The organism is Allobrachymonas denitrificans DSM 15123, from assembly GCF_900110225.1.
Classification (GTDB): domain Bacteria; phylum Pseudomonadota; class Gammaproteobacteria; order Burkholderiales; family Burkholderiaceae_C; genus Brachymonas; species Brachymonas denitrificans.
In genome coordinates this window covers 827,636-852,513 of sequence record NZ_FOCW01000001.1, presented here as the reverse complement: position 1 = coordinate 852,513, position 24,878 = coordinate 827,636, and the positions used below count along the sequence as shown (strand labels likewise).

Sequence of the window (24,878 nt, the reverse complement as noted above, 5' to 3'; positions counted from 1 at the left end):
TGCCGGCTTCGTCACCGGCAACCGTTACGACAAAGCATTCCACCATGTCCTCCCAGCCCGAAAGCAAGAACAACACGGCCGCCCTCACCCCGGACGACTATCTGAAGAAAATCCTCAACGCCCGCGTCTATGACGTGGCGAAGGAAACCCCGCTCGATCTTGCGCGCAACCTGAGCCGCCGCCTCAACAACACCGTGCTGCTCAAGCGCGAAGACAAGCAGCCCGTGTTCAGCTTCAAGCTGCGCGGCGCCTACAACAAGATGGCGCAGCTCTCGCCCGGGCAACTGCACAAGGGCGTGATCTGCGCCTCCGCTGGCAACCACGCGCAAGGCGTGGCGCTGGGTGGACGCACCCTGAACACACGCACCGTGATCGTGATGCCCATCACCACGCCGCAGCTCAAGGTGGATGCCGTCAAGGCCCTCGGCGGCGAAGTGGTGCTGGCCGGCGAGAGCTATACCGATGCCTACAACCACGCCGTCAAGCTGCAGGAGGAGGAAGGCCTGACCTTCATCCATCCCTTCGATGATCCGGACGTGATCGCCGGCCAGGGCACGGTTGCGATGGAAATCCTGCAGCAGCTGCAGTCGCTGCCGCACAAGCATCTGGATGCCGTATTCGTCGCCATCGGCGGCGGCGGGCTGATCTCCGGCGTGGCCAACTACATCAAGGCTGTGCGCCCGGGCATCAAGGTGATCGGCGTGCAGATGGATGATTCCAATGCCATGATCCAGTCGGTGCAGAAGGGCGAGCGCGTCACGCTCAATGACGTGGGCCTGTTCTCCGACGGCACCGCCGTCAAGCTGGTGGGCGAGGAGACTTTCCGCATTACCCGCGAGCTGGTGGACGACTATGTGGAGGTCGACACCGACGCCGTCTGCGCCTCCATCAAGGATATTTTCGTGGACACGCGCAGCATCGTGGAACCCGCCGGCGCCATGGGCGTGGCCGCCATCAAGCAGTATGTGGCCAAGCACCAGTGCGAGGGCAAGACCTTCGCCGCCATCCTCTGCGGCGCCAACATGAACTTCGACCGCCTGCGCTTCGTCGCCGAGCGCGCCGAGGTGGGCGAGGAGCACGAAGGCCTGTTCGCCATCACCATCCCCGAGGAGCGCGGCAGCTTCCGTCGTCTGTGCGCGCTGATCGACAACCTGGGCGGCGGCCCGCGCAGCGTGACCGAATTCAACTACCGCATGAACAGCAGCGAGCGTGCCCACGTGTTCGTCGGCATCAGCATGCACGGCAAGGGCGAGAGCAAGGAAATTGCCGCAAAACTGGTGGGACAGGGCTTCGATGCCATCGACCTCACCCACAACGAACTGGCCAAGGCCCACGTGCGCTACATGGTTGGCGGCAGCAGCAGCGTGGCCACTGACGAGCGCCTGCTGCGCTTCGAATTTCCCGAGCGCCCGGGTGCGCTGATGCGTTTCCTGAGCATGCTCAACCCGGCCTGGAACATCTCGCTGTTCCATTACCGCAACCAGGGCGCCGACTACAGCGAGGTGCTGGTCGGCATTCAGGCCCCTGCCTCTGACGATGCACGCTTCCACGAATTTCTGGAGCAGCTGGGCTATCCCTACGTGGAAGAAACAGACAACCCGGTCTACCGGATGTTCCTGTAAGCCGCCCCGGGCGTGCGGGCCTGAGCCCGGCACTGTAGCCGCTTCGCTACTGCCCACGAAACAGAAAAAGCGCACCTCCTTCACGGACGTGCGCTTTTTGCATGGCCAGACCGGATCCCGGGCTTACCAGCTGCGGCCCAACCAACGCAGATTGTGCAGCACGTTGGTTGCATTGTTGACAGTACCCAGCGTGTCGTTGATTTCCTCGCTCTTGGCGCGGCGACGCTTGTTGGCCAGGTCGATTTCTTCCGAGGCGTTGGTACGCTGGCGGCGATGCTGGTCCAGTTCGGCACGGCTCACACGGGCAGATTCGCGATTGCGCGCCGACTTGATGGCAGCGGACTCATCGCCCATGCCGTACTCACCCACGCCACCGCCAGCAGCGCAGCCGGTGAGCACGAATACGGTCGAAATCAGGAACAGGGGAAAACGGGTTTTCATGGTCGTTAAGAGATAAGGGGTTGAACAGGCAGTAAAACGGATCAGCGGACGATCAGCACATCGGCACCATAGCCACCGGTTGCACGGCGCACGGCATCGGCTTCGTCCATCAGGCGCTCACGGCGCTCCTGACGGCGTTCGGCGCGCTCGGCACGCTCGAAGGCAGCGGTTTCACGGGCTGCGGCCCGGGCGGCCGCCGGGTCTGCCTCGAACGTGCGATAGCCAACCACGGGGCTGGAACATGCGGTCGCCAGGGCGGCAGCGGACAGCATCAGGGGTGTAACAAGATGGCGCATGGGTATCCTTGAGGGTTCAGTCACATTTGCTGACGAAAATTACCGGGGGATTATATACACGTGGTAGCATGAAAATTTAGGACCCAAATATTCATGTCTCCATGTTTTCTGATCCCCGTCATGAAGACGTGATCCCCCCTGCTGCCGGGCGTCACGAAAGCTGCCATGCAGATGGTTTACAGTTCTGGCATGGAAAATTCCATCCGCCACCTGCTGTTGGCCATCCAGTTCTTCACACGCCTGCCCTTGCCCGGTCCGGTGATGCAATGGGTGGGTTTCAGCCCTTTGCTGATGCGCAACGCCATGGGCCACATGCCGGCGGTGGGCTGGCTGGTCGGCAGTGTGGCAGCGGTGGCCTACGCCGGCACGCTCTGGCTCTGGGGCACTCCGGTCATGCTGATGGCCTCTTCCACCCTGCTGCTGGCGCTGGCAGCCCTCATCAGCACCATCGCCACCATCTGGGTCACCGGTGCCTTTCACGAGGATGGCCTGGGCGATGTGGCTGACGCCCTGGGTGGCCATACCAGCCCCGAACGCGCGCTGGCGATCATGAAGGACTCCCGGGTGGGCAGCTATGCGGTCGTCACACTGATCGTGGCCCTGCTGCTGAAGGTGCTGCTGCTGGCCGCCCTGGGCATTCTCCAGACCACGGTCGTGCTGTGGGTGCTGGTGGCCGCGCATGTGCTGTCGCGCTTTCTGCCGCTGCTGCTGGTGAAGATGCTGCCGCACGTGGGGCTGGAGGGCCAGTCCAAAACCCTGCAGGCTACCGGCGGCATGCAGCAGCTGCCGATCTGGACTGCCGCGCTGTGGTGCACCCCGCTGGCCGGCCTGTCTCTGCTGGACCAGGGTCCGGGGCTGCTGGCCATCATCGGAACGGCCACGGTTGCAGCAGCCTTGGCCATGCTGCTGATGGGCTGGTGGTTCCGGCGCCGTCTGGGCGGCGTGACCGGGGATTGCCTGGGTGCCACCCAGCAGGTGTGCGAACTGGTGTTCTACGGCGCCGCACTCAGCGCCACTCTCAGCGCCATGGGGCAGCCATGATGCCGCACACGCCGATCACGCCCCATTGGTGGCTGCTGCGCCATGCCGCACCGCTGGTGCAGGAGGGTGTCTGCTACGGGCAGCTCGACGTCTCCGCGGATATCGAGGGCACGCACCACGCCGCGCTCAATTTCAGCCGCTTCGTGCAGTCGCGCCACGCTGCCCAGGGCGGCACCCGCATCCGGTTGCTGGCCTCGCCCCTGCAGCGCTGCCTGCAACTGGCACGCACGGTAGAGCGCCAGCTGCTGCAGAAAGGCCTGCACTGCCAGCTGCAGACCGATGAGCGCCTGATGGAGATGGACTTCGGCGATTGGGAAGGCCAGCCCTGGGACAATGTCTCGCGCAAGGAGTGGGACGACTGGATGGCGGACTTCGCCGGCTACGAGGTCGGCCGCCGCGGCGAATCGCTGGCGCAGATGATTGCCCGCGTACAGCAGGCCCGGCAGGAACAGGCTCCCGCAGAACCAGGGGAATGGATCGTCTGGGTAACCCATGCGGGCGTGATCAAGGCGCTTGAACTGCTGGGTCAGGGCCTGTCCGCCAGCGACATCACCTCGCCACGCCAGTGGCCACAAGCCTCCTGCACGTACGGGCAGTGGCTGGCCGCCCCGCTTTCGCTGGGCTCGGCATCCGTCTAGTGCGAAGCAGGCTCGGCGGCAGGTTCCGCCAGCGGGGCAGAAGCAGGGTTTTCATCGGCAGGGGTAGCGCCACCGTCGACTGGCGCTTCACCCTCGGCGGCAGACGCATCGGAGGCCATGGGGTCGGCAACAGGCGCGGCGGTCTCGACCGGATCCTGACGCTGCAGTTCAACACCACCCGGCGCCACGATGGCACCCGGCTCGGTCGGAGCCACGGCAGACGAGCCCCCCAGTGCGGATTTGCCGGTCATCAGTTCCATCTGGGAGGATGCTCCCAAATCCGGCGCCCCGGCACTGGCCGCGTCAGATGCGGCATCCTGCTTGACCGGGCTGCCCTGCCCCGCCCCAAGGCCCAGATAGACCCCGCCCACCACGGCAAACAGCACCAGTGCGGCCACGATGGCCAGTAGCAGGCGCTTGTCGACAGGCACTTCTACGCCGGCAATGGTGGTCGTGGCGGTGCGGCGCGAAGAAGGAGAAGAAGACGGACGAGGCATGGCAACACGATACGCACCCATGGCGCGCATGGCAAAAACGGAACACCCTGCTTTGTAACAGGAATATGCCTGGCTGGCTATCGACAGTCGGCAAGCTTTGTTGCCGTATGTCAATGAAGCCGCCTGGCGCTCACTGGCCGAAGAAAATATCCTCGCCCGCAGCTTCGATGCGAACCGGGCGCCTCGGAGTGTCGTCGATCGGATGCGCGATCATGGCAACCGCATCGTCACCTGGCAGCGCCGCAGGAACAGCCGTTACGTCGGAAGGGCGCAGGCCCTCCCGGGCAGATGCCATCGGCGGCAAGGTGTCGGGACCCATTTCGAGAGCCAGCGCTGCATCCTCCAGGGCCAGATCCATCGCGGCCTGGCGCTCCAGTTCCACCTCATGGATCACGCCATCCTCGTCAATCACCACTTCGCCGCGGGCAGCCGCCATCGCCAGTTCCGACGGCCCGGAATAATAGCGCGCCTGTCCCGGCTGCCGGCCCAGCAGGGTGCTCCCCTGCTCGTACGTGCCCAACTGCATCGGTTGAGAGGCATCTTCGGACTGCCCCATCGAGAACTGTTCACGCAAATGGCTGCCACGCAGCATGTCATTGCCGAATGCATACCCCCCGATGATGGCAACCAGAGCCAGAACGCATGCCCCGAGAACCAGCCATAGCCAGAAACGCACCCGGCTGTCCTGCACCTCGTCTGGTGCATCAGCCCCCGTGTCTGGCAAAGACTGCCATTGCGACGCAGAGTGTAATGGTGTGTTCATGGTGGATCTCCTCGCGCCAACCCGCTTTCCGGCCGGCCATGACCCGAGCATACAAGGATGCGGCAGGGCTTGCTGTCAGACTGGATCGCACCGCCGCGCCAGCCGCACGCGGCATGCCGTGCTGCTCGCCTCCGACAGACGCAATCGCGCTATCATCCCAGGCTAACAACTTCCGTGCCGCAGCACCCATTCCTGACCCGTTCCGCCATGCCTGCTACCCTCGAAGGCCAACTCGTCGTTGCCATCTCTTCCCGCGCGCTGTTCGACTTCGAGGAAGAGAACCGCCTGTTCGAAAGCGGTGACACCCATGGCTACATGCAGGCGCAACTGCACAAGCTGGATCAGCCGGCCGCCCCCGGCGTGGCGTTTTCGCTGGTCAAGAAGCTGCTGGCCTTCAACGGCGACGGCCAGCGCCGGGTGGAAGTGGTGGTGCTGTCGCGCAACGATCCGGTCAGCGGCATGCGCGTATTCCGCTCCGCCGCCGCGCATGGGCTGAACCTGATCGAGCGCGGCGTATTCACCCAGGGTAGCGACCCCTTCCGCTACCTGCGCCCGCTCGGCGCACATCTGTTCCTGTCTGCCAACGAGGCCGATGTGCGTCAGGCACTGGCGCTGAAGTTTCCCGCCGCGCGGGTCGCCACCGGCTCCATGCAGGCCAGCAACGAGCATCCCGATGAAGTACGCATCGCCTTCGACGGCGACGCCGTGCTGTTCGACGATGAGGCCGAGCGCGTCTACCAGCATGGCGGCCTGCAGGCCTTCCAGGCCCACGAAGTAGAAAACGCCGCCCTGCCGCTGCCCCCCGGCCCGTTCCAGCCCTTCCTGGCCGCCCTGCACCAGTTGCAGCAGGCCAGCCAGCAGGGGGCGGCTCCCTTGCGCATCCGCACCGCTCTGGTCACTGCCCGCAGCGCCCCGGCGCACGAGCGCGCCATCCGCACGCTGATGAGTTGGAACATCGCCGTGGACGAAGCCATGTTCCTCGGCGGCCTGCCCAAGGGGCCGTTCCTGCGCGAATTCGAACCCGATTTCTTCTTCGATGACCAGACCGGCCACGTCAGCAATGCCGCCGAACATGTGCCCTCGGGTCTGGTCACCTACGGCATCAGCCACGAACCCGTTCTCGCGTTTTCAGAATGAGCCTGTTTCCGCCGCTGCTGCCCCGCCACGCCCTCGTGCTGTTCTCCGGCGGGCAGGACTCCACCACCTGCCTGGCCCACGCGCTATCACGCTACGAGCGGGTCGAAACCATCGCTTTTGACTATGGCCAGCGCCATCGTGTCGAACTGGATGCGCGGCTGAACGTGCTGCAGGCGCTGCGTCAGCAGTTTCCGGCCTGGGGCGAGCGCCTGGGCGAGGACCATCTGCTGGACGTGAACGTGCTCGGCCACATCAGCGAAACCTCGCTCACGCGCGACACCGCCTTTGCCATGGAAGCCAGCGGCCTGCCCAACACCTTCGTGCCCGGCCGCAACCTGCTGTTCCTGACGCTGGCCGCGGCACTGGCCTATCGCCGCGGCATGGACGTACTGGTGACAGGCGTCTGCGAAACGGACTTTTCGGGTTATCCCGATTGCCGCGACGACACCATGAAGGCGATGCAGATCGCCCTGTCCCTCGGCATGGACAAACGCCTGCTAATCGACACCCCGCTGATGTGGATCGACAAGGCGCAGACCTGGCAGCTGGCGCACGAACTGGGCGATGCCTCCGGGGTGGCGGATGGCGGCAAGGCGCTGGTCGACCTGATCGTCGAACACAGCCATACCTGCTACCTGGGAGACCGGGAGCATCGCCACGCCTGGGGCTATGGCTGCGGCAGCTGCCCTGCGTGTGAACTGCGTGCACGCGGCTACGCGCGTTACTCGGCAGCGGCCTGAGCCGGTTGTCCGACACCTGCTGCGTCCACCGCACCTTCGCACCGGGCGCTCACTACGAGCCTCTCGGCCCGCAGCACGCCGGCGATGCGTGTTCTCTCATGCTGCCAGCTCGACCCGGTAGGCCGCTGCACCCTGGTGCACCGCCTCATCCGGGTTGGGCTGCAACACCCACAGGCGGTCATGGAAGGCTGCCACACTCTGGCGATGCGCCACCGACAGCAGCCCGCCGCCGTTGGCGCGCACCATGGCGATCAGCTCCCGGTACAGGCGCTCTTCCGTCGGCGCATCCAGCGCACTGGTGGCCTCGTCGGCAAAAATCCAGCGCGGCTGGCGCAACAGCGCCCGCGCAATCGCCACGCGCTGCTGTTCGCCGCCGGACAGCTTGTGGCCCCAGTTTTCCCGGTAATCCAGCTGCTCCACCAGCTGCGGCATGCGCACGATCTCCAGCACGCGGCGCAACTCGGCGTCGTCATAGGCATTTTCCGCTGCCGGATAGGCCAGCGCCGCACGCAGGCTGCCATGCGGCAGATAGGGGCGCTGCGGCAGGAACATGCTGCTCTCGGGCAAGGTCACCCGGCCATGCGCCAGCGGCCAGATGCCCGCAATCACGCGCAGCAGCGTCGATTTGCCACTGCCCGAGGGCCCCTGCACCAGCACGGTTTCGCCCGGCTGCATCTGCAGCGCATCGGCCTCCACCTGCACGTTGCCGCTGGGCAGTTGCGCCTTGGCATGAGCCAGTTCCAGGCGGTCACCGACAATCCGGTGCTCCCAGCCTTCCAGCCCGTCCTGCTCCACCTCGGGCAGCATCTTCCAGCTCTCTGTCACGCCCCGGTCGAACGAGGTCAGACGCTCGGTCGTCGCGCGCCAGCTGGCCAGCGCCGGATAGCTGTCGATGAACCAGCTCAGTGAATCCTGTACCTTGCCGAAGGCCGACGAGATCTGGATCAGGTCACCCAGCTTGATGGCGCCGGCAAAATAGCGCGGCGCCGCCACCAGGAACGGAAAGATGATGGCGGCCTGCTGGAAGAAGGAGGTGAACCACACCAGGCGTTTCTGCGTGCGGATCAGGTTCAGGTAGTTGCCCAGCACATGGCCGAAGCGGTAGTCCAGCTGTTCGCGCGAAGCCGGCTCGCCACGGTCCAACGCAATCGCCTCGCTGTATTCGCGCACGCGCACCAGGCTGTAGCGGAAATCCGCCTCGCGCCACTCCTGCCAGAAGTTCAGGCGGATCAAGGCGCGGCCGATGTAGTGCGCAATCACGCTGCCCACCGCGCAATAGGCAATCGCCGCCCATACCATATAGCCCGGCAGCGTATAGCTGCTGCCCCCCAGCGTGAAGCTGAAGCTGCCCGACAGCGTCCACAGGATGCCGATGAACGACACCAGCGTCACCACAGCATTGAGCAGGCCCATGCTGATGCCCAGCGTGCTGCCGGTGAAGCGGGCAATGTCTTCCTGGATGCGCTGGTCCGGGTTGTCCGACACCGCCGTGCCGCCGCTCTGGCGCGCCAGTTCAAGATGGTAGAAGCGGTGGTGGCCCAGCCACTTGTTCAGGTAGGTGCGCGTCATCCAGGCACGCCAGCGCAGGTCCAGCAGCTGCGTGATGTAGAACTTGTACACCGCCAGGATGATGGCGATCACCGCCAGCCAGCTGAAGCGGAACATCTGCGACCAGAACACCTCGACGTTCTTGTCCTGCAGCGCGTTGTAGAACACGTTGTACCACTGGTTGAACAGCACCGCCATGTACACGCCGCCCAGGTTGAGCGCCACGATCACGAATAGCATCAGCCGCGCGCGCCAGCGCTCTTCCGAATGAAAATACGGCCGCGCAAGCCGCCAGGCGTCCTTGAGGAAGGTGCTCCAGCTGCGGCCCGGGCCGCTCCACGGGTCCGGCAGGGTATGGGAATCGGTCATGAATCAGTCTTTCCGGGCGCCGCCCGTTCAGGGCGCATCCGTCGGGTCGCTCAGCACGCGCACCTCGCCGCTGGGCATGATCTGGCGCACGGCGGTGGAAGGCAGATCGCGCGAGAGATCCGGCAGTCCCGGTGCCAGCGGCCCCACCTGCCCCAGACGGCTGCGCAGCGACTGCGGCTGGCCCGTCAGCAGGATGGCGTAGTTCACCGTGTTGGAAAGCACCTTCTTCACGTAATCGCGTGTTTCGCCGAACGGAATGTTCTCGGCCCAGATCGCGCCTTCGAGCATCGGACCGTTGCGCCAGGCACGCGGACGACCCGGACCGGCGTTGTAGGCCGCCGCCGCCATCGGCAGCGAGCCCTCGAAATCATCCTGCACCAGCTTCAGGTAACCGGTGCCCAGGCGCACGTTGGTGTCCAGGTGCGTCAGCATGGAGGGCTCGTAGGGAATGCCCAGCTTGCGCGCGGTATAGCGCGCCGTGGCCGGCATCACCTGCATCAGGCCGGAAGCCCCCACGCCGGAGCGTGCGGCACTGGCAAAGCGGCTTTCCTGCCGGATCAGGCCATACACATAGGCCGGATCGACCCCGGTGGACTGGCTGCGCGGCACCACCACGTTGCGGTACGGCGTCGGGAAGCGCTGCTGCAGGTCGAACACGCTCTTGGTGCGCTCGCTGGTGTTGATGCAACGATCCCACCATTCGCGCTCGCAGGCCAGCGCCGCCGCAGCCAGCAACTCGCGGTCGTTCATGCCGCCGCGCTGGTGCAGATTGGTGGTGTAGTTCCACTCGCGCGTGCCTTCGCTGCGCAGGCCGATGCTCATGGCGTAGATGGCGCGCTGCAGGCCGGGGTTGGCACGCGCCGCTGCCCGCTCCGAGCCGGACAGGCCGGCTGGCGTTGCCGGCGTGCCGATGCGTTCGCCCAGTGCCTCCAGCGCCAGTTGTTCATAGAAGCCCTGGTGCCCCGCAATGCTGCGATACAGCGCGGCCGCTTCGCGATCCGGCCCATGTCCCAGATGCAGCCCGCCCTGCAGTGCACGCGCCCGCCAGTACACCCAGATGGGCTCACGCTGCGCCTCGGGCGACATGGCTTCGATGGCATGACGCACCTGCGGCCAGTAACCCATGCGCAGCGCAGCGCGGGCCATCCAGCCCAGCTTCACGTCGTCCAGGTCACGCAGCTGGCGCACCTGGCTGAAATAGTTCATGGCCGAACTGTCCAGGTTGAGCGCCGCCTGTTTGCCGATCTCGCCCCATACCCAGTTGCGGTCATGCGCCTCCAGCCGCGCGGCCCAGCCGCTCTGCATGGCCTGCGCGGCCGACATCGGGTTGCTCGATGCCATGCGCAACAGGGCGAGTACCGCCAGCTCGCGCCCGCTGCGGCTGCCGGCATCGGCCTGAGTGGCAAGATAGCTGGCGGGACTGGAGAAAATCCCCGGCACGCTCATGGCCGCCGCGCCGTCGATCACCCCCACCGCCGTGCGTGCAGTCCCCATGCGGTTGGTTTCGGCGGCCAGGCGCGCCTTGCGCCAGATATCCGCGTCGCGAATCACGCCCTTCTGCCGCAGACCGCCTGCCGCCAGGGTGCAGCCGTCATCGCTGTCGCGCTGGCCATACCAGCTGTCTCGGAATTCCTGCGCCATCTCACCGCCACTGCGTCCGCCGAGCACGGCATCCGCATACAGCGCATAGCAGCGCACTTCGCGGTCATCCCGCATGCGGAACGCCGGGTAATAGCGCGCAAACCCCTCAAAGTCACGGTTCTTGCCAAGCTGCAGCAGCCAGTCGTTGCGGAGGCGGTCTTCCTGGTAAGTGCCGGCATAGCGCTGCAGGAAGGCATCCACCTCGCCGGCACTGGCGCTTTCCAGCCGCGCATTCAGCTCCCAGTAGGCCGCCCAGGGCTCCAGCGGATGGCCGGATGCCTGCGGCAGCAGCATGGACAGCGTGGCGGTGTCCTTCTTGCGCCAGGCCTGCGCCATGTTGAGCAGCGTATCGTCGCCGCCCACGGCGGGCTGCGCCTGCGAAGCCACTGTGCCGAGTGTCATCAGGCATGTCACAATGGCTCTCAGGCCGAATCGGATGTGCGAAGAGAATTGCATAAGGGCGATTATGGATAAAAAAAATGGTAAACAGAGTCTGCGTCAACGGCTGATCAGGGAACGGCTCGATCTTCCCGACCGTCTGCTGCTGTCCGAACAGCTGCAGCGCGTGATGCGCTTCTGGCTGGTTGACCGGCAGGATACCGTGATCGGCGCCTATTGGCCGATCAAGGGCGAATTCGATCCCCTGCCCGCCCTGCACCGCTGGAAGGAAGACGGCGAACTGCTGGAGGAACCCCAGCTGCGCCGCATCGCCCTGCCGGTGATCAACAAGGAAAACAAGACGCTCACCTTCCATGCCTGGTATCCCGGCTGCCCGATGGAGGAAGATGCCTACGGCATTCCCAAGCCCAAGGATACCGAGCTGGTCACGCCCACCCTGCTGTTCGTGCCCTGCGTCGGCTACGGTCCCGGCGGCTACCGCCTGGGCTATGGCGGCGGCTTCTACGACCGCACCCTGGCCTCGCTCGAACCGCATCCCTTCACCGTGGGCCTGGGTTTTACGCACGGTTTTGTCGAGGATCTCATGCCGGACGAACACGACATCCCGCTGGACGCCATCCTGAATGACAATGGCGTGGTCTGGCCGCTGGGTGCGGTCTGAGCGCACCGGGCAAGGGTGCTCGCGGTCCGGCACCCATGCACGACAAAGGCCTCCGCAGAGGCCTTTGTCCTTGCACCGGGGGCATATTCGCCCAGCCGGCTCAACGGTACAGCTGGTTGCCTTCCACGCGCACGCGGTCGTTCACGCGCAGGTTGGGCAGGCTGGCATAGTCGAACGCCCGTGTTTCACCATTGTCCAGACGCACCGTCACGCGGTACACCGAAGTGGTGGTATTCGGATTGGTCGTCCCCATGGCCTGGTTCGCCATCACCGCCACGGCAACGGCGGTTGCAATACTGGCAAGGTCGCCCGAGCCAGTCGGCAGGCCGGCTCCCAGCACGCTGCCGGGAATCGTCCCCATTCCGCCACCGGTGGTATTGGCCGGCAGGTACTGGATACCCGTCACCGTGCCATAGAGCGCCGCGCTGGGCGTAACCACTCCAGGCAACCCGAGCACGTTGCCCGGAACCGTGGTCACGGGGTTTCCGTAGGGATCGGTCGCGCAGCCTGCCAGAACGGCCGCCGAAGCGATTGCCGCCATCGAAATCAGTTTGCGGTGCGTATTCATCAAGAGCCTCCTTTTTGCGTTCTTCGCCGGTCATTGCGTCGCGGCCAAGCAAGGGCCGGCAACGTACTATCCATGATTGCACAAGGCGGGCCGCTCCGTGTAGTCTTGCGCCGCGTTCCGTCATAGGCAACACGCTGCCCCAGATGCAAACAGGCCCCGAAGGGCCTGCTTTGGCTGGGGGAAGCAAGGTCCATCAACGATAGACCTGATTGCCCTCCACGCGCACGCGGGTGCCGATGGCCACCTCGGGCGACTGTGCGTAGTCGAAGCTGCGGGTCTCGCCGCTGTCCAGACGCACCGTCATCCGGTAGAACGGCTGGCTGGAGCGAGCCACGCCAGAGGTGTTCTGCTGGATGGCCTCGCCGATCAGCGCGCCGGCCACCGCACCAATGGCGGTGCTGTAGCGACGGTCCTTGTCATTGCGCAGCGCATACTGGCTGGCGCCCACACCACCCACCACCGCGCCAATCGCGGCACCGGCGTAATTGCCGAGCGTACTGCCGGCGGGCATGTATTGCACGTTCGTCACCGTGCCGTACTGGCTGTAGGCGGCAGCACCCGTGCTGCCCACCGGCTGCGTACCGTAGGAAGGACCGTAACCGGTACAGGCAGACAGACCCAGTGCTGCGGCAGCCAGGGTCACACCGGCGATCAGGCGTTGCGATTTGGTTTGCATATGAATCTCCTTGGCGGCTTCCTTTTCCGAAGCCCGACTTGCTCGCCTGCCCCCACTGGGCTGGCACAACCGCATCATGCACCAAGCCGGCCTGCTCAGGTGTATACACCCATGCAGAGTTGTTACAAGACACTGTGACAAGGCTTACGCCTCGCTGCTGCGCCCGTGCTTCCAGGCGCCGAACAGCGCCAGCGCCCCCGGCACCAGGATCAGCCCCCAGATGATGAATTCCAGATTCGCCTTCACCCAGGGAATGTTGCCGAAAAGATACCCCGCCAGTGTCACGCTCAGAATCCAGACGGCCGCACCGAACACGTTGTAGAAGGTGAACTTGCCCCTGCTCATCTCCGCCACCCCGGCCACGAAAGGCACAAAGGTACGGATGAATGGCATGAAACGCGCCAGCATGATGGTGATACCGCCATAGCGCTCGTAGAAGGCATGCGCCTTGTCGAAAGCCTTCTTGTTGAAGAAACGCGAGTCCTCCCACTGGAACACCTTGGGCCCGATGAAGCGTCCGATGCTGTAGTTGGTCTGGTCACCCAGCACCGCTGCAACAAACAGCACCCCCATGGCCAATGCCAGATCCATGTGCCCGGTGGCACACAGCGTTCCCACAATGAACAGCAGCGAATCCCCCGGCAGGAAAGGCATCACCACCAGACCGGTCTCCACGAACACGATCAGGAACAGCAACGCATACACCCACGGACCGTAGGCCTCGACAAACGCCAGAATGTGCTTGTCGATATGCAGGATGAAGTCGAGCAAAAAACTGATAATTTCCATCATTCCACCTGGCGCCTGGCGGCGCATGAACCAAGGCAGGATTATCGCTGCTGGCGCCGCGGTTCTGCCGGCGCGCCGTGTATCCGGTCGTCTCGCTACAATCATTGCGGTGAACCATCTTCCCCCTGCCCGCACCATCGAACCGCTGCCGGACGAGCTCATCAGCCAGATCGCCGCCGGCGAAGTCATCGAGCGCCCTGCTGCCGTGGTGCGCGAGCTGCTCGACAACGCGCTCGACTCCGGCGCCACCCAGATCACCATCCGCCTGCAGGCCGGCGGCGTGCGCCTGATCGCCATCGAGGACAACGGCTGCGGCATCCCGCCCGAACAACTCCCGCTGGCCATCCGGCGCCACGCCACCAGCAAGATCCGCAGCCTGCACGACCTCGAATCGGTGGCCACCATGGGCTTTCGCGGCGAGGCCCTGGCTGCCATCGGCGCGGTATCCGAACTGACGCTGCTCTCCGCCACGGCCGATGCCGCCCATGGCCATTTCCTGGATGCACGCAGCGGCGAACTGCGTCCCGGCGCGCGTGCGGCCGGCACCTCGGTGGAGGTGAAAGAACTGTTCTTCAGCACCCCGGCACGGCGCAAGTTCCTCAAGAGCGACGCCACCGAGCTGGCGCACTGCCTCGACGCCGTACGCCGCCATGCGCTGGCCCGGCCGCACGTCGGCTTCACGCTCTGGCACGACGGCAAGCTGATCGAGCAGTGGCGCGCCACGCACGACCCCGAACAACGCCTGGCCGACATCCTGGGCGACGACTTTCTCGCCCAGAGCCTGCCTGTCGACTACAGCGTGCAGACCGCCGGTGGAACCGTGCGGGTGCGCGGCCGGTGCGGCCTGCCCGACTACGCCCGCAGCCGCGCCGACCAGCAGTACGCCTATGTCAACGGCCGCTATGTGCGTGACAAGGTCATCACCCACGCGGCCCGCAGCGCCTACGAGGACGTGCTGCACGGCCAGCGCCAGCCCGTCTACGTGCTGATGATCGAGATCGACCCGCTGCGCGTGGACGTGAACGTGCACCCGACCAAGATCGAGGTGCGCTTCCGCGACAGCCGCGAGGTACACCAGGCGGTGCGCCACGCCATCGAAAATGCCCTGGCCCCATCGCGCGCCGCACTGGCCGAAGGCGCACAAAGCCTTGCCAGCAGTAGCGATGTGCAAGGGGCCGCTGCGGGAGCCCTTGCTGCCGATCGACAATGGCAGCAGCAATTCATGCCATTGCATGCGCCCCAGGGCAATCCATACTGGAACCGCCCGCCCGCCTGGCAGGCACGCGAAGGCAACCCCTGGGGCTTCACGCCGCAGAAGGGGCAGGACGCAGCACAGCACGCCCTCCCTCCCGGCGCCGACAGCAGCACGTTGGCAGAATCCTCCTGGCCAGCCAATCCGGCCACAGCCGCAACCATGGCTGTCGAGGATGCCACTCCAGCCGCTGCAAACCCCGCATCATCGCCCGACAGCCAATGGCCGCTGGGTCGCGCCATCGCACAATTGCATGGTGTCTACATCCTTGCCGAAAACACCCATGGCATGGTCATCGTGGATATGCACGCAGCCCACGAACGCATCGTCTACGAACAGCTCAAGCAGCAACTCGAGCACGCTGCTCTGCACAGCCAGCCACTGCTGATCCCGGCCACATTCGCCGCCACACCGCAGGAAATGGCCGCGGCCGATCAATACGCCGACGCCCTGCTGCAGCTCGGTCTGGAACTGAGCCCCCTCTCCGGCAAGACGCTCGCAGTACGCGCCGTGCCCAGTCAGCTGGCGCAAGGCGACGCCGTGGAACTGTCACGCCAGGTACTGGCCGAACTGATCCAGCACGATGCCAGCACGGTACTGCAGCGCGCGCGCAATGACATCCTGGCCACCATGGCCTGTCATGGGGCGGTGCGCGCCAACCGCCGCCTCACGCTGGAAGAAATGAACGCCCTGTTGCGCCAGATGGAAGCCACAGAGCGTGCCGACCAATGCAACCATGGCCGCCCCACCTGGCGCCAGCTCGGCATGCGTGACCTGGACAACCTGTTCCTGCGCGGGCGCTGAACCATGGCTGCCCTCGCCCCGCACTACCTCGCCCTGGCCGGCCCTACGGCCAGTGGCAAGACTGCCTCGGCGCTCGCCATTGCCCGCCATGCCCGCACGCACTGGAACCTCCCTGTCGAAATCGTCAGCGTGGACTCGGCCCTGGTCTATCGCGGCATGGACATCGGCACCGCCAAGCCATCTGCCGAAGAGCTTGCGGCTGTGCCGCACCACCTGATCGACATCATCGACCCACGCGACAGCTACAGCGCCGCCCAGTTCGCCCGCGACGCCCAGCGCCTGATTGCCGAAATCCGGCAGCGTGGCCATCTGCCCCTGCTGGCCGGCGGCACCATGCTGTACTTCAAGGCGCTGTTCGAAGGCCTGAGCGACCTGCCTGAAGCCGAACCAGCGCTGCGCAGCCAGCTCGAGCAGGAAGCGCTGCGCCATGGCTGGCCGGCCATGCACGCCCGCCTCGCCACGGTAGACCCGGCAACGGCGGCGCGCCTTGCCCCCAACGACAGCCAGCGCATCGGACGCGCGCTGGAGGTCTGGCACGCCACCGGCAAGCCCCTGTCGCACTGGCACGCCCAGGGCAGCGACACCGGCGTGACCGGACTGCGCCCTCTGGCCCTGATCAGCCTGGAGCCGGAACAGCGCAGCTGGCTGCATGAGCGCATCGCCCAGCGCTTCGATCTGATGCTGGAGCAGGGCTTTCTGCAGGAGATGCAGGCCTTGCGCTCGCGGGGAGATCTGGACCTCGCACTCCCCTCGATGCGCTGCGTCGGCTACCGGCAGGCGTGGGAAGGACTGGAGAAAGGCGAACCGCTTTCATTGTGGCGCGAGAAAGCCATTGCTGCCACGCGCCAGCTCGCCAAGCGCCAGCTCACCTGGCTGCGCAGCATGCCCTGGCGCCAGCGGGTGGCCTGTGATGCGCCCGATGCGCTGGAACAGGTGCTGAAGCTCGCTGGACAGGCCATCAAGCCCCGGCTGCCCGCCACTCCGACGTAGCCTTACTGCAGCCTGCGCTTGGAAATGTTCGGCACCGGCAGCGACACCACATCGATGCCCTCGTCCCGCAGCTGCTGCGCCTCGTCGGGCGAGGTGCGCCCGCGGATGGGCGCTTCGGCCACTTCGCCGTGGTGCATCTTGCGTGCCTGGTCCGCGAACTGCTCCCCCACGTCTGTGGTGTGCTCCATCACGTGCTGCACCATGCGCTCGTACATGGCCTGCATCACCTGCAGGCGCTGCTGTTCATTGCCGTCGCCGGCTGCCGCAGGGGCAGCCCGCTCCGGCTCCGCACTGCCGGCACTGCCGTGGCCCAGGTTGAGATGCGGTGCAGACAGCATCTTCTCGATGCGCGTATTGCCGCAGACCGGGCATTCGATCAACTGCTGGCGCTGCTGCGACTGGAAATCCTCCTCAGAGGAAAACCAGCCTTCGAAATCATGGCCCACCCCGCAGCGCAGGTTCAACACCTTCACGCTGCCAGCTCCTGCCAATCCAGCGCCCAGACGCCACTGTCGACCAGTTGGAGCCACAGCAGGCAGGTGAGCGTCTTGGCGTCCGTGAGCGCGCCGCTGCGGGTCAGCTCCAGCAGTTCGGGAAGTGTGGCCGCGGACAAGTGCAGCAGTTCGCCCTCTTCCAGCGCCTGCTCGTGCTGGCTCAGCCCGCGCGCAAACCAGATCTCGATATGTTCGTCGGAATAGCCAATGCAGTTGTGCATCACGCCCGCATAGGCCCATTCGCGCGCCTCGCAGCCGGTTTCCTCGCGCAATTCGCGACGGGCACAATCGAGGCCGGGCTCGCCGTCATCGAGCTTGCCCGCAGGAAATTCGATCATCATGCGGGCCATGGGATGCCGATACTGCCGTTCCAGCAGGTAGCGGCCATCGTCCAGCATGGGAACCACCACCACCGCTCCCGGGTGCTGTACGTACTCGCGCGTGGCCAGCTTGCCGTTGGGCTGCAGCACCGTATCGCGCACCACGCGCAGGAACCTGCCCTGCAGTACGCACTGCTGTTCCTGGGTGACTTCGGCCAGAGGCTGGTGATTCTCCCGCACCTGGTCGACCAGGGAGGGATAGGAAGCTTGCTTGCCTGTCATGCCGTTCAGTCGTTGTGCCGCATCAGGTGGCTATAGACAAAGCCGGGGAAGGCAAACGTGGCGAACAGAGCCAGGGTCGTTGCGTAGAACTCCCAGCCCTGCGGATAGATCTGGCCGGCGTTGCGCTCCAGCAGCAGGAAGAAGCCGCCCGCCACGAAATACAGCACCAGCCACTCCAGCAACTGCAATCCGAAACCCTTGCGACCCCTGGCCTGTCGCCGTGGCAGCACGGCGAACAGGCGCTGGTTGATGAAGGGCAGGTTGGCAGCGACGAACGCCACCAGGATCACCAGCCAGACAGTCAGGTTCAAGGACATCGTATCCGCGATCCCCGCCCGTCAGGCGCTCAGCATGCGATAGATCGCATGGGCGCACAGGTTCATCAGGCCGGCAGGCAGCAGGCCCAGCACCAGCACCAGGGCACCATTCACCGACAGTACCGAACGCACTTCGAAGTTCGCCTGGATCTTGGTGGGCAGCTGCGGGTTGGGAGCGTCGAAGTACATGACCTTGATCACGCGCAGGTAGTAGAACGCACCGATCAGGGACATGATCACGGCAAACACCGCCAGCCCGATATGGAAGGCCTGGCCGGAAGCCACCAGCACCTGGAGCACGGTCAGCTTGGCATAGAAGCCGACCATGGGCGGAATGCCGGCCAGCGACAACAGGCTGATGGCCATCACGCCGGCGTACAGCGGGCTGCGCTGGTTCAGTCCGGCCAGATCGCTGATGTTGTCGCACTCGAAGCCTTCGCGAGCCAGCAGCATGATCACACCGAAGTTGACCAGCGTCGTCAGCACGTAGGTGACGATGTAGAACATGGCAGCCGAGTAGGCATCCACCACGGTGTTGAAGCTGTTGTTCACGTAACCGGCAACAAATGCCAGCAGCACGAAACCGACCTGCGCGATGGTGGAGAACGCCAGCATGCGCTTGAGGTTTTTCTGCATGATGGCGGCCAGGTTACCGACCAGCAGGGAAGCAATGGCCAGCACCACCAGCATTTGCTGCCAGTGGAAGGCCATGGGCAGCAGGCCCTCGACCAGCAGACGGATCATGATGGCAAAGGCAGCCAGCTTGGGCGCACCTGCCACGATCAGGGCCACCGAAGTGGGCGCGCCTTCGTAGACGTCAGGCATCCACATGTGGAACGGCACGGCACCCAGCTTGAACGCCAGACCGGCAACCACGAACACCACGCCCAGAACCAGGATCTGCTGCTTGGCCACGCCGGAAGCCACCACCTGTTGCACCTCGTTGATCATCAGCGTGCCGGTCGCGCCGTACAGCATGGACATGCCGTACAGCAGGAAGCCGGAAGCCATGGCACCCAAGATGAAGTATTTCATCGCTGCTTCCACCGCATTGGCGTTGTCGCGGCGCAGGGCCACCAGCGCATAGCTGGACAGCGTCAGCAGTTCCAGACCCAGATAGATGATCAGGAAGTTGTTGCCGGAGATCATCACGAAGATGCCCAGCAGGCTCAGCAGCGACAGGATGAACAACTCACCGCCGCGGCGCAGCATGTCACGGTCCTGAGAATAGGGACGCGCGTAGACCATGGTCACGAACATCGCCATGGCGGCAAAGCACTTGAGCCAGTTGCCCATGCTGTCGCTCACCAGCAGGTTGCTGAAACCGTACATGGTGTAGCCATTCATGGCGTACATGGCCTGCATGCCGGCCACACCAGCCAGTGTCGCCAGGGTCAGGTAATAGGTCAGGGTACGCCCTGCACTCTTAACGCTGATGTCTGCCAGGATGATCACGCAGGTCATTACCAGCAGGACGATCTCCGGATACACCGCGATCCAACTCAGTTTGTCAATCATTGCAGACTCTCTCAGTGCAGTTTACTTGTGGCCACATGCTGCAGCAGCTGGACAACGGAGGCGTCCATCACATCGGTCATGGGTTTGGGATACACACCCATCCAGATCACGGCAATCGCAAGAACGGCCATGATGAGGAACTCACGGGAATTGATGTCGTTCAGGGCACGCACATTGTCGTTCGTGACCGGGCCCAGATAGACACGCTTGTACATCCACAGGCTGTAGGCGGCTCCCAGGATCAGGGCCACGGCAGCGCCCAGGCCGATCCAGAAGTTGGCCTTGACGGCAGCGATGATCACCATCCACTCGCCGACGAAACCGGCCGTAGCGGGCAGACCGCAGTTGGCCATGGTGAACAGCAGTGCAAAGGCAGCAAACTTGGGCATTGTGTTGATCACGCCGCCGTAGTCGGCGATTTCACGCGAATGCACGCGGTCGTACAGCACGCCGATGCACAGGAACATGGCGGCCGACACGAAGCCGTGGGCGATCATCTGCACAATGCCACCGGCCACGCCGATGTCGCTGAAGATGAAGAAGCCCAGGGTCACGAAACCCATGTGCGCCACGGAGGAGTAAGCCACCAGCTTCTTCATGTCCTTCTGCACGATGGCCACCAGACCGACGTAGATCACGGCGATCAGGGACAGGGCAATCATCAGCCAGGCCCATTTCTGGGAGGCGTCCGGAAGAATGGGCAGCGAGAAGCGCAGGAAACCGTAGGCACCCAGCTTCAGCATGATGGCGGCCAGTACGGCGGAACCACCGGTGGGCGCTTCCACGTGCACGTCGGGCAGCCAGGTATGTACCGGCCACATCGGCACCTTCACGGCGAAGGCTGCGAAGAAGGCGAAGAACAGCAGGCTCTGTGCGTCGATGTCCAGCGGCAGCTTGTACCAGGTCTGCAGGTCGAAACTGCCACCCGAGGTGTTGAACAGGTACACCAGCGCGATCAGCATCAGCAGCGAGCCGAGCAGCGTATACAGGAAGAACTTGAAAGCGGCGTAGATCTTGCGCGGACCACCCCAGATACCGATGATCAGGTACATCGGGATCAGCGTGGCTTCGAAGAACACGTAGAACAGCATCGCATCCTGGGCGGAGAAGACACCGATCATCAGGCCGCTCAGGATCAGGAAGGCACCCATGTACTGGTTGACGCGCTTGGTGATCACTTCCCAGCCGGCGATCACGACGATCACGGTGATAAAGGCCGTCAGCAGCACGAACCACAGGGAGATGCCATCAACGCCAACATGGTAGTTGATGTTGAAGCGCGGAATCCACTCGTTCTTCTCGACGAACTGCAGCGCGGCAGTCTGCAGCTTGAAGCCGGTGTACAGCGGAATGGTAACCAGGAAGCTGGCCAGCGAGCCCAGCAGGGCCAGCCAGCGCACCATGCGCGCATGACGGTCCTCCCCGAAGGCAAGCAGTACTGCTCCGATTACGATTGGCAGCCAGATGGCCAGGCTCAGCAATCCCATTTTTATATTTCTCCTTATTTGCCGTACCAGACGAACCAGGTCATCAGGGCTACGACACCCAGAATCATCATCAGGGCATAGTGGTAGAGGTAACCGGATTGCAGTCGACGGGCGATGGCAGCGATGCCGCCCACGACTTTCCAGGAGCCGTTCACCAGTGCGCCATCGATCAGGCCCTGGTCAGCGCCCTTCCACAGGCCCACACCCAGCAGGCGGGCGCCACGTGCAATGATGTTCTCGTTGATCCAGTCGAGGAAATACTTGTTCTCGAGGATGACGACCAGCGGAGACAGCGCCTTGCGGATGCTGGCAGCCACGTTGTTGTTCATCATGTACAGGAAGTACGCGACGGCAAAACCGGCAACCGTCAGCCAGAACGGCAGGGTCATCACGGCGTGCGTGGCGAAGCCGACAGCACCGTGGAAGGTGTTCGTCCACTCATGGGCATAGGTGGCCATGGCCGGATGGCGCGGATCCACGAAGATGACGTTCTTGAAGAAATCGCCGAACAGCATGGAATCGACCGTCAGGAAACCGATGATCACGGACGGGATGGCCAGCAGAATCAGTGGCAGCGTTACCACCCACTTGGATTCGTGCGGCTTGCCATCGCCATGGTGACCATGGTCGTCGTGGTGATCGTCATGGTGCGCGTCGGGGTTCTGGTCATAGCGCTCCTTGCCGTGGAACACCAGGAAGTAGACGCGGAAGCTGTACAGCGAGGTCACGAACACGCTGGCCATGGCCGCCAGGTAGGCGATGTGGGAAGCCGGCTGGTTGCTGAAGTGCAGCGCCTCGATGATGCTCTCCTTCGAGTAGAAGCCCGAGAAGAACGGCGTGCCGATCAGCGCCAGGGTACCGATCAGGAAGGTGATCCAGGTGATCGGCATGTACTTGCGCACGTTGCCCATCCAGCGGATGTCCTGGTTGTGGTGCATGCCGATGATTACGGAACCTGCGGCAAGGAACAGCAGTGCCTTGAAGAAGGCATGCGTCATCAGGTGGAACACGCCCACCGAGTAGGCGGAAGCGCCCAGCGCCATGGTCATGTAACCCAGCTGCGACAGCGTGGAGTAGGCCACCACACGCTTGATGTCGTTCTGGATCACGCCCAGGATACCCATGAAGAAGGCGGTGATGGCGCCGATGATCAGGATCATGTTCAGGGCGGTGTCGCTCAGCTCGAACAGCGGAGACATGCGGGCGACCATGAAGATGCCGGCCGTCACCATGGTGGCGGCGTGGATCAGCGCGGAGATCGGGGTCGGGCCTTCCATGGAGTCGGGCAGCCACACGTGCAGCGGAAACTGGGCAGACTTGCCCATGGCACCGATGAACAGGCAGATGGCAGCCATGGTGGCCACGTTCCAGCCCAGGCCCGGATAGGTCTGGGAAGCCAGCGTATCGACCTTGCCGAAGAACTCGGTGTAGTTGAAGGTTCCGGTGTAGGCCAGGATCAGGCCGATGCCCAGGATGAAACCGAAGTCACCCACACGGTTGACCAGGAAGGCCTTCATGTTGGCGAAGATGGCGGTCGGGCGGTTGAACCAGAAGCCGATCAGCAGGTAGGACACCAGACCCACCGCTTCCCAGCCGAAGAACAGCTGCAGGAAGTTGTTGCTCATGACCAGCATGAGCATGGAGAAGGTGAACAGGGAAATATAGGAGAAGAAGCGGTTGTAGCCCTCGTCTTCTTCCATGTAGCCCATGGTGTAGATGTGCACCATCAGCGACACGAAGGTCACCACGCACATCATCATCGCCGTCAGGCTGTCGACCATGAAGCCAACTTCCATCTTCAGCGTACCGATGGTCATCCAGTGGTACACCGTCTCGTTGAAGGTCGCGCCATCCAGCACCTGCATGAACACCATGGCGGACAGGATGAAGGACAGCAGCACGCCGCCAATGGTCAGCAGTGCCGAGGCCGAGCGCCCCAGCAGGTTGCCGCCCATCTTGGTACCGAAGATACCAACCAGTGCCGAGGCCGCCAGCGGTGCCAGCGGGATCGCCAGCAAGGTAGTAGCGGAAAGGGTCTGACTCATTTTTCTGTTACCCCTTCAAGGTGTTGAGTTCTTCCACATCGAGACTGTCGCGTGTGCGGAACAGCAGCACGAGAATCGCGAGCCCGATGGCCGACTCTGCAGCCGCAACGGTCAGGATGAAGAACACGAAGATCTGTCCGGACAGGTCACCCCAGAAGTGGGAGAACGCCACGAAGTTCATGTTGACGGCCAGCAGCATCAGCTCGACGGCCATCAGCAGCACGATCAGGTTCTTGCGGTTCAGGAAGATGCCGATGACCGACAGGGCGAACAGGATGCCTCCCAGGGTCAGGTAATGGCCAATGGTGAGTGTCATGCCTTCTTCTCCTCTGCATCGGCGGCCGGATCGGCAGCCACAGGTGCCGGCTTGGTGATGTCCATCTTGACGATGCGCATGCGGTCCTGCGGACGCACGCGGACCTGTTCGGCCGGCGACTGGAACTTGCTGTCCTTGCGCTTCCGCATGGTCAGGGCAATCGCGCTGATCATGGCCACCAGCAGCAGCACCGCAGCGATCTCCAGCGGGTACAGGTAGTGCGTGTACAGCAGCTTGCCCAGCTCGGTCGTGTTGGATGCGTTGGGCGCCAGCACAGCACCGTCCATGCCACGCATCGGCAGCGCCTCGGTTTCGGTGAAATTGCTCATCAGCACGGCAGCCATCTGCACGATGATGAACACGGCAATCACCGCGGCCATCGGGAAGTTCTTCCAGAAGCCGCGCTTGAGCGTCTCGACATCGATGTCCAGCATCATCACGACGAACAGGAACAGCACCATGACGGCGCCGACATACACCAGCACCAGGGTAATGGAAAGGAATTCGGCCTTCAGCAGCATCCAGATGGCGGATGCCTGGAAGAACGACAGCACCAGGTACAGCACGGCATAGACCGGGTTGCGCACGGTGACCACGCGGAATGCTGCAAAGACCAGCACCGCTGAAAATACGTAGAAGAGACCTGTTTTGACGTCCATGGGAGGGTCCTGTTGTGTTCTAGGCCTGGCCGGGATCAGCGGTAAGGCGCATCGGCTGCCTTGGTGGCCGCAATCTGCGCTTCGTACTTGTCACCCACCGCCAGCAGCATGTCCTTGGTGAAATACAGGTCGCCCCGCTTCTCTCCGTGGTATTCGAAGATCTGCGTCTCGACGATGGAATCCACCGGGCAGCTCTCTTCGCAGAAACCGCAGTAAATGCACTTGGTGAAGTCGATGTCGTAGCGCGTGGTGCGGCGGCTGCCGTCTTCGCGCTGCTCGGACTCGATGGTGATGGCCATGGCGGGGCATACGGCCTCGCACAGCTTGCAGGCGATGCAACGCTCTTCGCCGTTCTCGTAACGGCGCAGCGCATGCAGGCCGCGGAAACGCGGACTCAGCGGCGTCTTCTCTTCGGGGTACTGCACAGTGAACTTGCCCTTGAAGGCGTAGCGTCCGGTCAGTGCCATGCCCCTGAACAGCTCCGTCAGCATGAAGCTGTTCAGGAAATCCTTGAGGGAGAACCCGGATTCCGGCTTGGTGGTTACAGTTGACATTTCTCTACCCTTGC

Annotated in this window: 26 protein-coding genes; 8 read left to right on the top strand and 18 right to left on the bottom strand. The window is 63.8% G+C overall.

What is annotated here, in order from left to right; genetic code table 11:
* The first annotated feature begins 44 nt into the window (after positions 1-44).
* Complete coding sequence (ilvA, locus tag BMW28_RS03900) at positions 45-1,622, top strand: threonine ammonia-lyase, biosynthetic (protein ID WP_091814087.1); 1,578 nt, start codon at positions 45-47, stop codon at positions 1,620-1,622.
* A gap of 123 nt (positions 1,623-1,745) precedes the next feature.
* On the opposite strand, the gene BMW28_RS03895 is transcribed toward ilvA, so the two are convergent.
* Together BMW28_RS03895 and BMW28_RS03890 are read right to left on the bottom strand one after the other, a co-directional pair.
* Positions 1,746-2,063, bottom strand: a complete 318-nt coding sequence (locus tag BMW28_RS03895) for an NGK_0946 family protein (RefSeq protein ID WP_091814084.1) — start codon at positions 2,061-2,063, stop codon at positions 1,746-1,748.
* A gap of 41 nt (positions 2,064-2,104) precedes the next feature.
* Positions 2,105-2,359, bottom strand: a complete 255-nt coding sequence (locus tag BMW28_RS03890; protein WP_091814081.1) for a hypothetical protein — start codon at positions 2,357-2,359, stop codon at positions 2,105-2,107.
* Positions 2,360-2,548: 189 nt separating this feature from the next.
* Here BMW28_RS03890 and BMW28_RS03885 point away from each other — a divergent pair, with 189 nt between their 5' ends.
* The gene (locus tag BMW28_RS03885; RefSeq protein WP_091815460.1) at positions 2,549-3,400 is read left to right on the top strand and encodes an adenosylcobinamide-GDP ribazoletransferase; all 852 of its coding nucleotides are present in this window, start codon (positions 2,549-2,551) and stop codon (positions 3,398-3,400) included.
* The gene (locus BMW28_RS03880) at positions 3,397-4,038 is read left to right on the top strand and encodes a histidine phosphatase family protein (RefSeq protein ID WP_091814078.1); all 642 of its coding nucleotides are present in this window, start codon (positions 3,397-3,399) and stop codon (positions 4,036-4,038) included. Before BMW28_RS03885 ends, BMW28_RS03880 begins: the two co-directional genes overlap by 4 nt.
* Here BMW28_RS03880 and BMW28_RS03875 read toward each other — a convergent pair.
* Positions 4,035-4,535 carry a hypothetical protein gene (locus tag BMW28_RS03875; RefSeq protein WP_143280541.1) on the bottom strand — a complete coding sequence of 167 codons (501 nt, stop codon included), beginning with the start codon at positions 4,533-4,535 and terminating at the stop codon, positions 4,035-4,037. The genes BMW28_RS03880 and BMW28_RS03875 overlap by 4 nt on opposite strands.
* Before the next feature lie 130 nt (positions 4,536-4,665).
* Positions 4,666-5,298, bottom strand: a complete 633-nt coding sequence (locus BMW28_RS03870; protein WP_143280540.1) for a hypothetical protein — start codon at positions 5,296-5,298, stop codon at positions 4,666-4,668.
* 207 nt (positions 5,299-5,505) lie between these two features.
* On the opposite strand from BMW28_RS03870, the gene BMW28_RS03865 reads away from it, so the two are divergent.
* Positions 5,506-6,435: a 5'-nucleotidase gene (locus BMW28_RS03865; RefSeq protein ID WP_091814070.1), complete on the top strand. Its 930-nt coding sequence runs from the start codon at positions 5,506-5,508 to the stop codon at positions 6,433-6,435.
* Positions 6,432-7,175 (top strand): 7-cyano-7-deazaguanine synthase QueC, encoded by a 744-nt coding sequence (gene queC, locus BMW28_RS03860; protein WP_407640926.1) that lies wholly within the window; start codon positions 6,432-6,434, stop codon positions 7,173-7,175. Before BMW28_RS03865 ends, queC begins: the two co-directional genes overlap by 4 nt.
* Before the next feature lie 96 nt (positions 7,176-7,271).
* Here queC and BMW28_RS03855 read toward each other — a convergent pair whose 3' ends face one another.
* Together BMW28_RS03855 and BMW28_RS03850 are read right to left on the bottom strand one after the other, a co-directional pair.
* Positions 7,272-9,092 (bottom strand): ABC transporter ATP-binding protein/permease, encoded by a 1,821-nt coding sequence (locus tag BMW28_RS03855; protein WP_091814068.1) that lies wholly within the window; start codon positions 9,090-9,092, stop codon positions 7,272-7,274.
* Between the two features lie 27 nt (positions 9,093-9,119).
* Positions 9,120-11,135, bottom strand: coding sequence for a lytic transglycosylase domain-containing protein (locus BMW28_RS03850; protein WP_091814065.1), 2,016 nt, complete (start codon positions 11,133-11,135; stop codon positions 9,120-9,122).
* 64 nt (positions 11,136-11,199) lie between these two features.
* Here BMW28_RS03850 and BMW28_RS03845 point away from each other — a divergent pair, with 64 nt between their 5' ends.
* Entirely contained in the window at positions 11,200-11,793 is a 594-nt protein-coding gene (locus tag BMW28_RS03845) for a 5-formyltetrahydrofolate cyclo-ligase (protein ID WP_091814063.1), read from the top strand.
* Between the two features lie 100 nt (positions 11,794-11,893).
* On the opposite strand, the gene BMW28_RS03840 is transcribed toward BMW28_RS03845, so the two are convergent.
* The 3 genes from BMW28_RS03840 to BMW28_RS03830 form a co-directional block, all read right to left on the bottom strand.
* A complete protein-coding gene (locus BMW28_RS03840; protein WP_143280539.1) occupies positions 11,894-12,271 on the bottom strand; it encodes a DUF2442 domain-containing protein in 378 nt (125 codons plus the stop codon).
* Between the two features lie 283 nt (positions 12,272-12,554).
* Entirely contained in the window at positions 12,555-13,037 is a 483-nt protein-coding gene (locus BMW28_RS03835; protein ID WP_159430706.1) for an outer membrane lipoprotein, read from the bottom strand.
* 144 nt (positions 13,038-13,181) lie between these two features.
* A complete protein-coding gene (locus BMW28_RS03830) occupies positions 13,182-13,826 on the bottom strand; it encodes a DedA family protein (RefSeq protein ID WP_091815456.1) in 645 nt (214 codons plus the stop codon).
* A 25-nt stretch (positions 13,827-13,851) separates the two neighbouring features.
* On the opposite strand from BMW28_RS03830, the gene mutL reads away from it, so the two are divergent.
* The gene (gene mutL / locus BMW28_RS03825) at positions 13,852-15,882 is read left to right on the top strand and encodes a DNA mismatch repair endonuclease MutL (protein WP_091814055.1); all 2,031 of its coding nucleotides are present in this window, start codon (positions 13,852-13,854) and stop codon (positions 15,880-15,882) included.
* A 3-nt stretch (positions 15,883-15,885) separates the two neighbouring features.
* The gene (gene miaA / locus BMW28_RS03820) at positions 15,886-16,872 is read left to right on the top strand and encodes a tRNA (adenosine(37)-N6)-dimethylallyltransferase MiaA (RefSeq protein WP_091814053.1); all 987 of its coding nucleotides are present in this window, start codon (positions 15,886-15,888) and stop codon (positions 16,870-16,872) included.
* Positions 16,873-16,874: 2 nt separating this feature from the next.
* Here miaA and BMW28_RS03815 read toward each other — a convergent pair whose 3' ends face one another.
* From BMW28_RS03815 to nuoI, 9 genes are read right to left on the bottom strand one after another with little or no spacing between them, the layout of a single operon-like run.
* Positions 16,875-17,345 (bottom strand): DUF1178 family protein, encoded by a 471-nt coding sequence (locus BMW28_RS03815; protein WP_091814051.1) that lies wholly within the window; start codon positions 17,343-17,345, stop codon positions 16,875-16,877.
* The gene (locus BMW28_RS03810) at positions 17,342-17,968 is read right to left on the bottom strand and encodes an NUDIX domain-containing protein (RefSeq protein ID WP_091814048.1); all 627 of its coding nucleotides are present in this window, start codon (positions 17,966-17,968) and stop codon (positions 17,342-17,344) included. The genes BMW28_RS03815 and BMW28_RS03810 overlap by 4 nt, the downstream gene beginning before the upstream one ends.
* Positions 17,969-17,973: 5 nt before the next feature.
* Positions 17,974-18,285 (bottom strand): DUF2818 family protein, encoded by a 312-nt coding sequence (locus BMW28_RS03805; RefSeq protein WP_091814045.1) that lies wholly within the window; start codon positions 18,283-18,285, stop codon positions 17,974-17,976.
* A gap of 21 nt (positions 18,286-18,306) precedes the next feature.
* Positions 18,307-19,803, bottom strand: a complete 1,497-nt coding sequence (gene nuoN / locus BMW28_RS03800; RefSeq protein WP_091814042.1) for an NADH-quinone oxidoreductase subunit NuoN — start codon at positions 19,801-19,803, stop codon at positions 18,307-18,309.
* Between the two features lie 11 nt (positions 19,804-19,814).
* Positions 19,815-21,290 (bottom strand): NADH-quinone oxidoreductase subunit M, encoded by a 1,476-nt coding sequence (locus tag BMW28_RS03795; protein WP_091814039.1) that lies wholly within the window; start codon positions 21,288-21,290, stop codon positions 19,815-19,817.
* A gap of 14 nt (positions 21,291-21,304) precedes the next feature.
* Positions 21,305-23,335: an NADH-quinone oxidoreductase subunit L gene (gene nuoL, locus BMW28_RS03790; RefSeq protein ID WP_091814036.1), complete on the bottom strand. Its 2,031-nt coding sequence runs from the start codon at positions 23,333-23,335 to the stop codon at positions 21,305-21,307.
* A gap of 7 nt (positions 23,336-23,342) precedes the next feature.
* Entirely contained in the window at positions 23,343-23,651 is a 309-nt protein-coding gene (gene nuoK, locus BMW28_RS03785; protein ID WP_091814033.1) for an NADH-quinone oxidoreductase subunit NuoK, read from the bottom strand.
* Positions 23,648-24,310: an NADH-quinone oxidoreductase subunit J gene (locus BMW28_RS03780; protein ID WP_091814031.1), complete on the bottom strand. Its 663-nt coding sequence runs from the start codon at positions 24,308-24,310 to the stop codon at positions 23,648-23,650. The genes nuoK and BMW28_RS03780 overlap by 4 nt, the downstream gene beginning before the upstream one ends.
* A gap of 35 nt (positions 24,311-24,345) precedes the next feature.
* Positions 24,346-24,864, bottom strand: coding sequence for an NADH-quinone oxidoreductase subunit NuoI (gene nuoI, locus BMW28_RS03775; protein ID WP_091814028.1), 519 nt, complete (start codon positions 24,862-24,864; stop codon positions 24,346-24,348).
* Positions 24,865-24,878 lie beyond the last annotated feature (14 nt).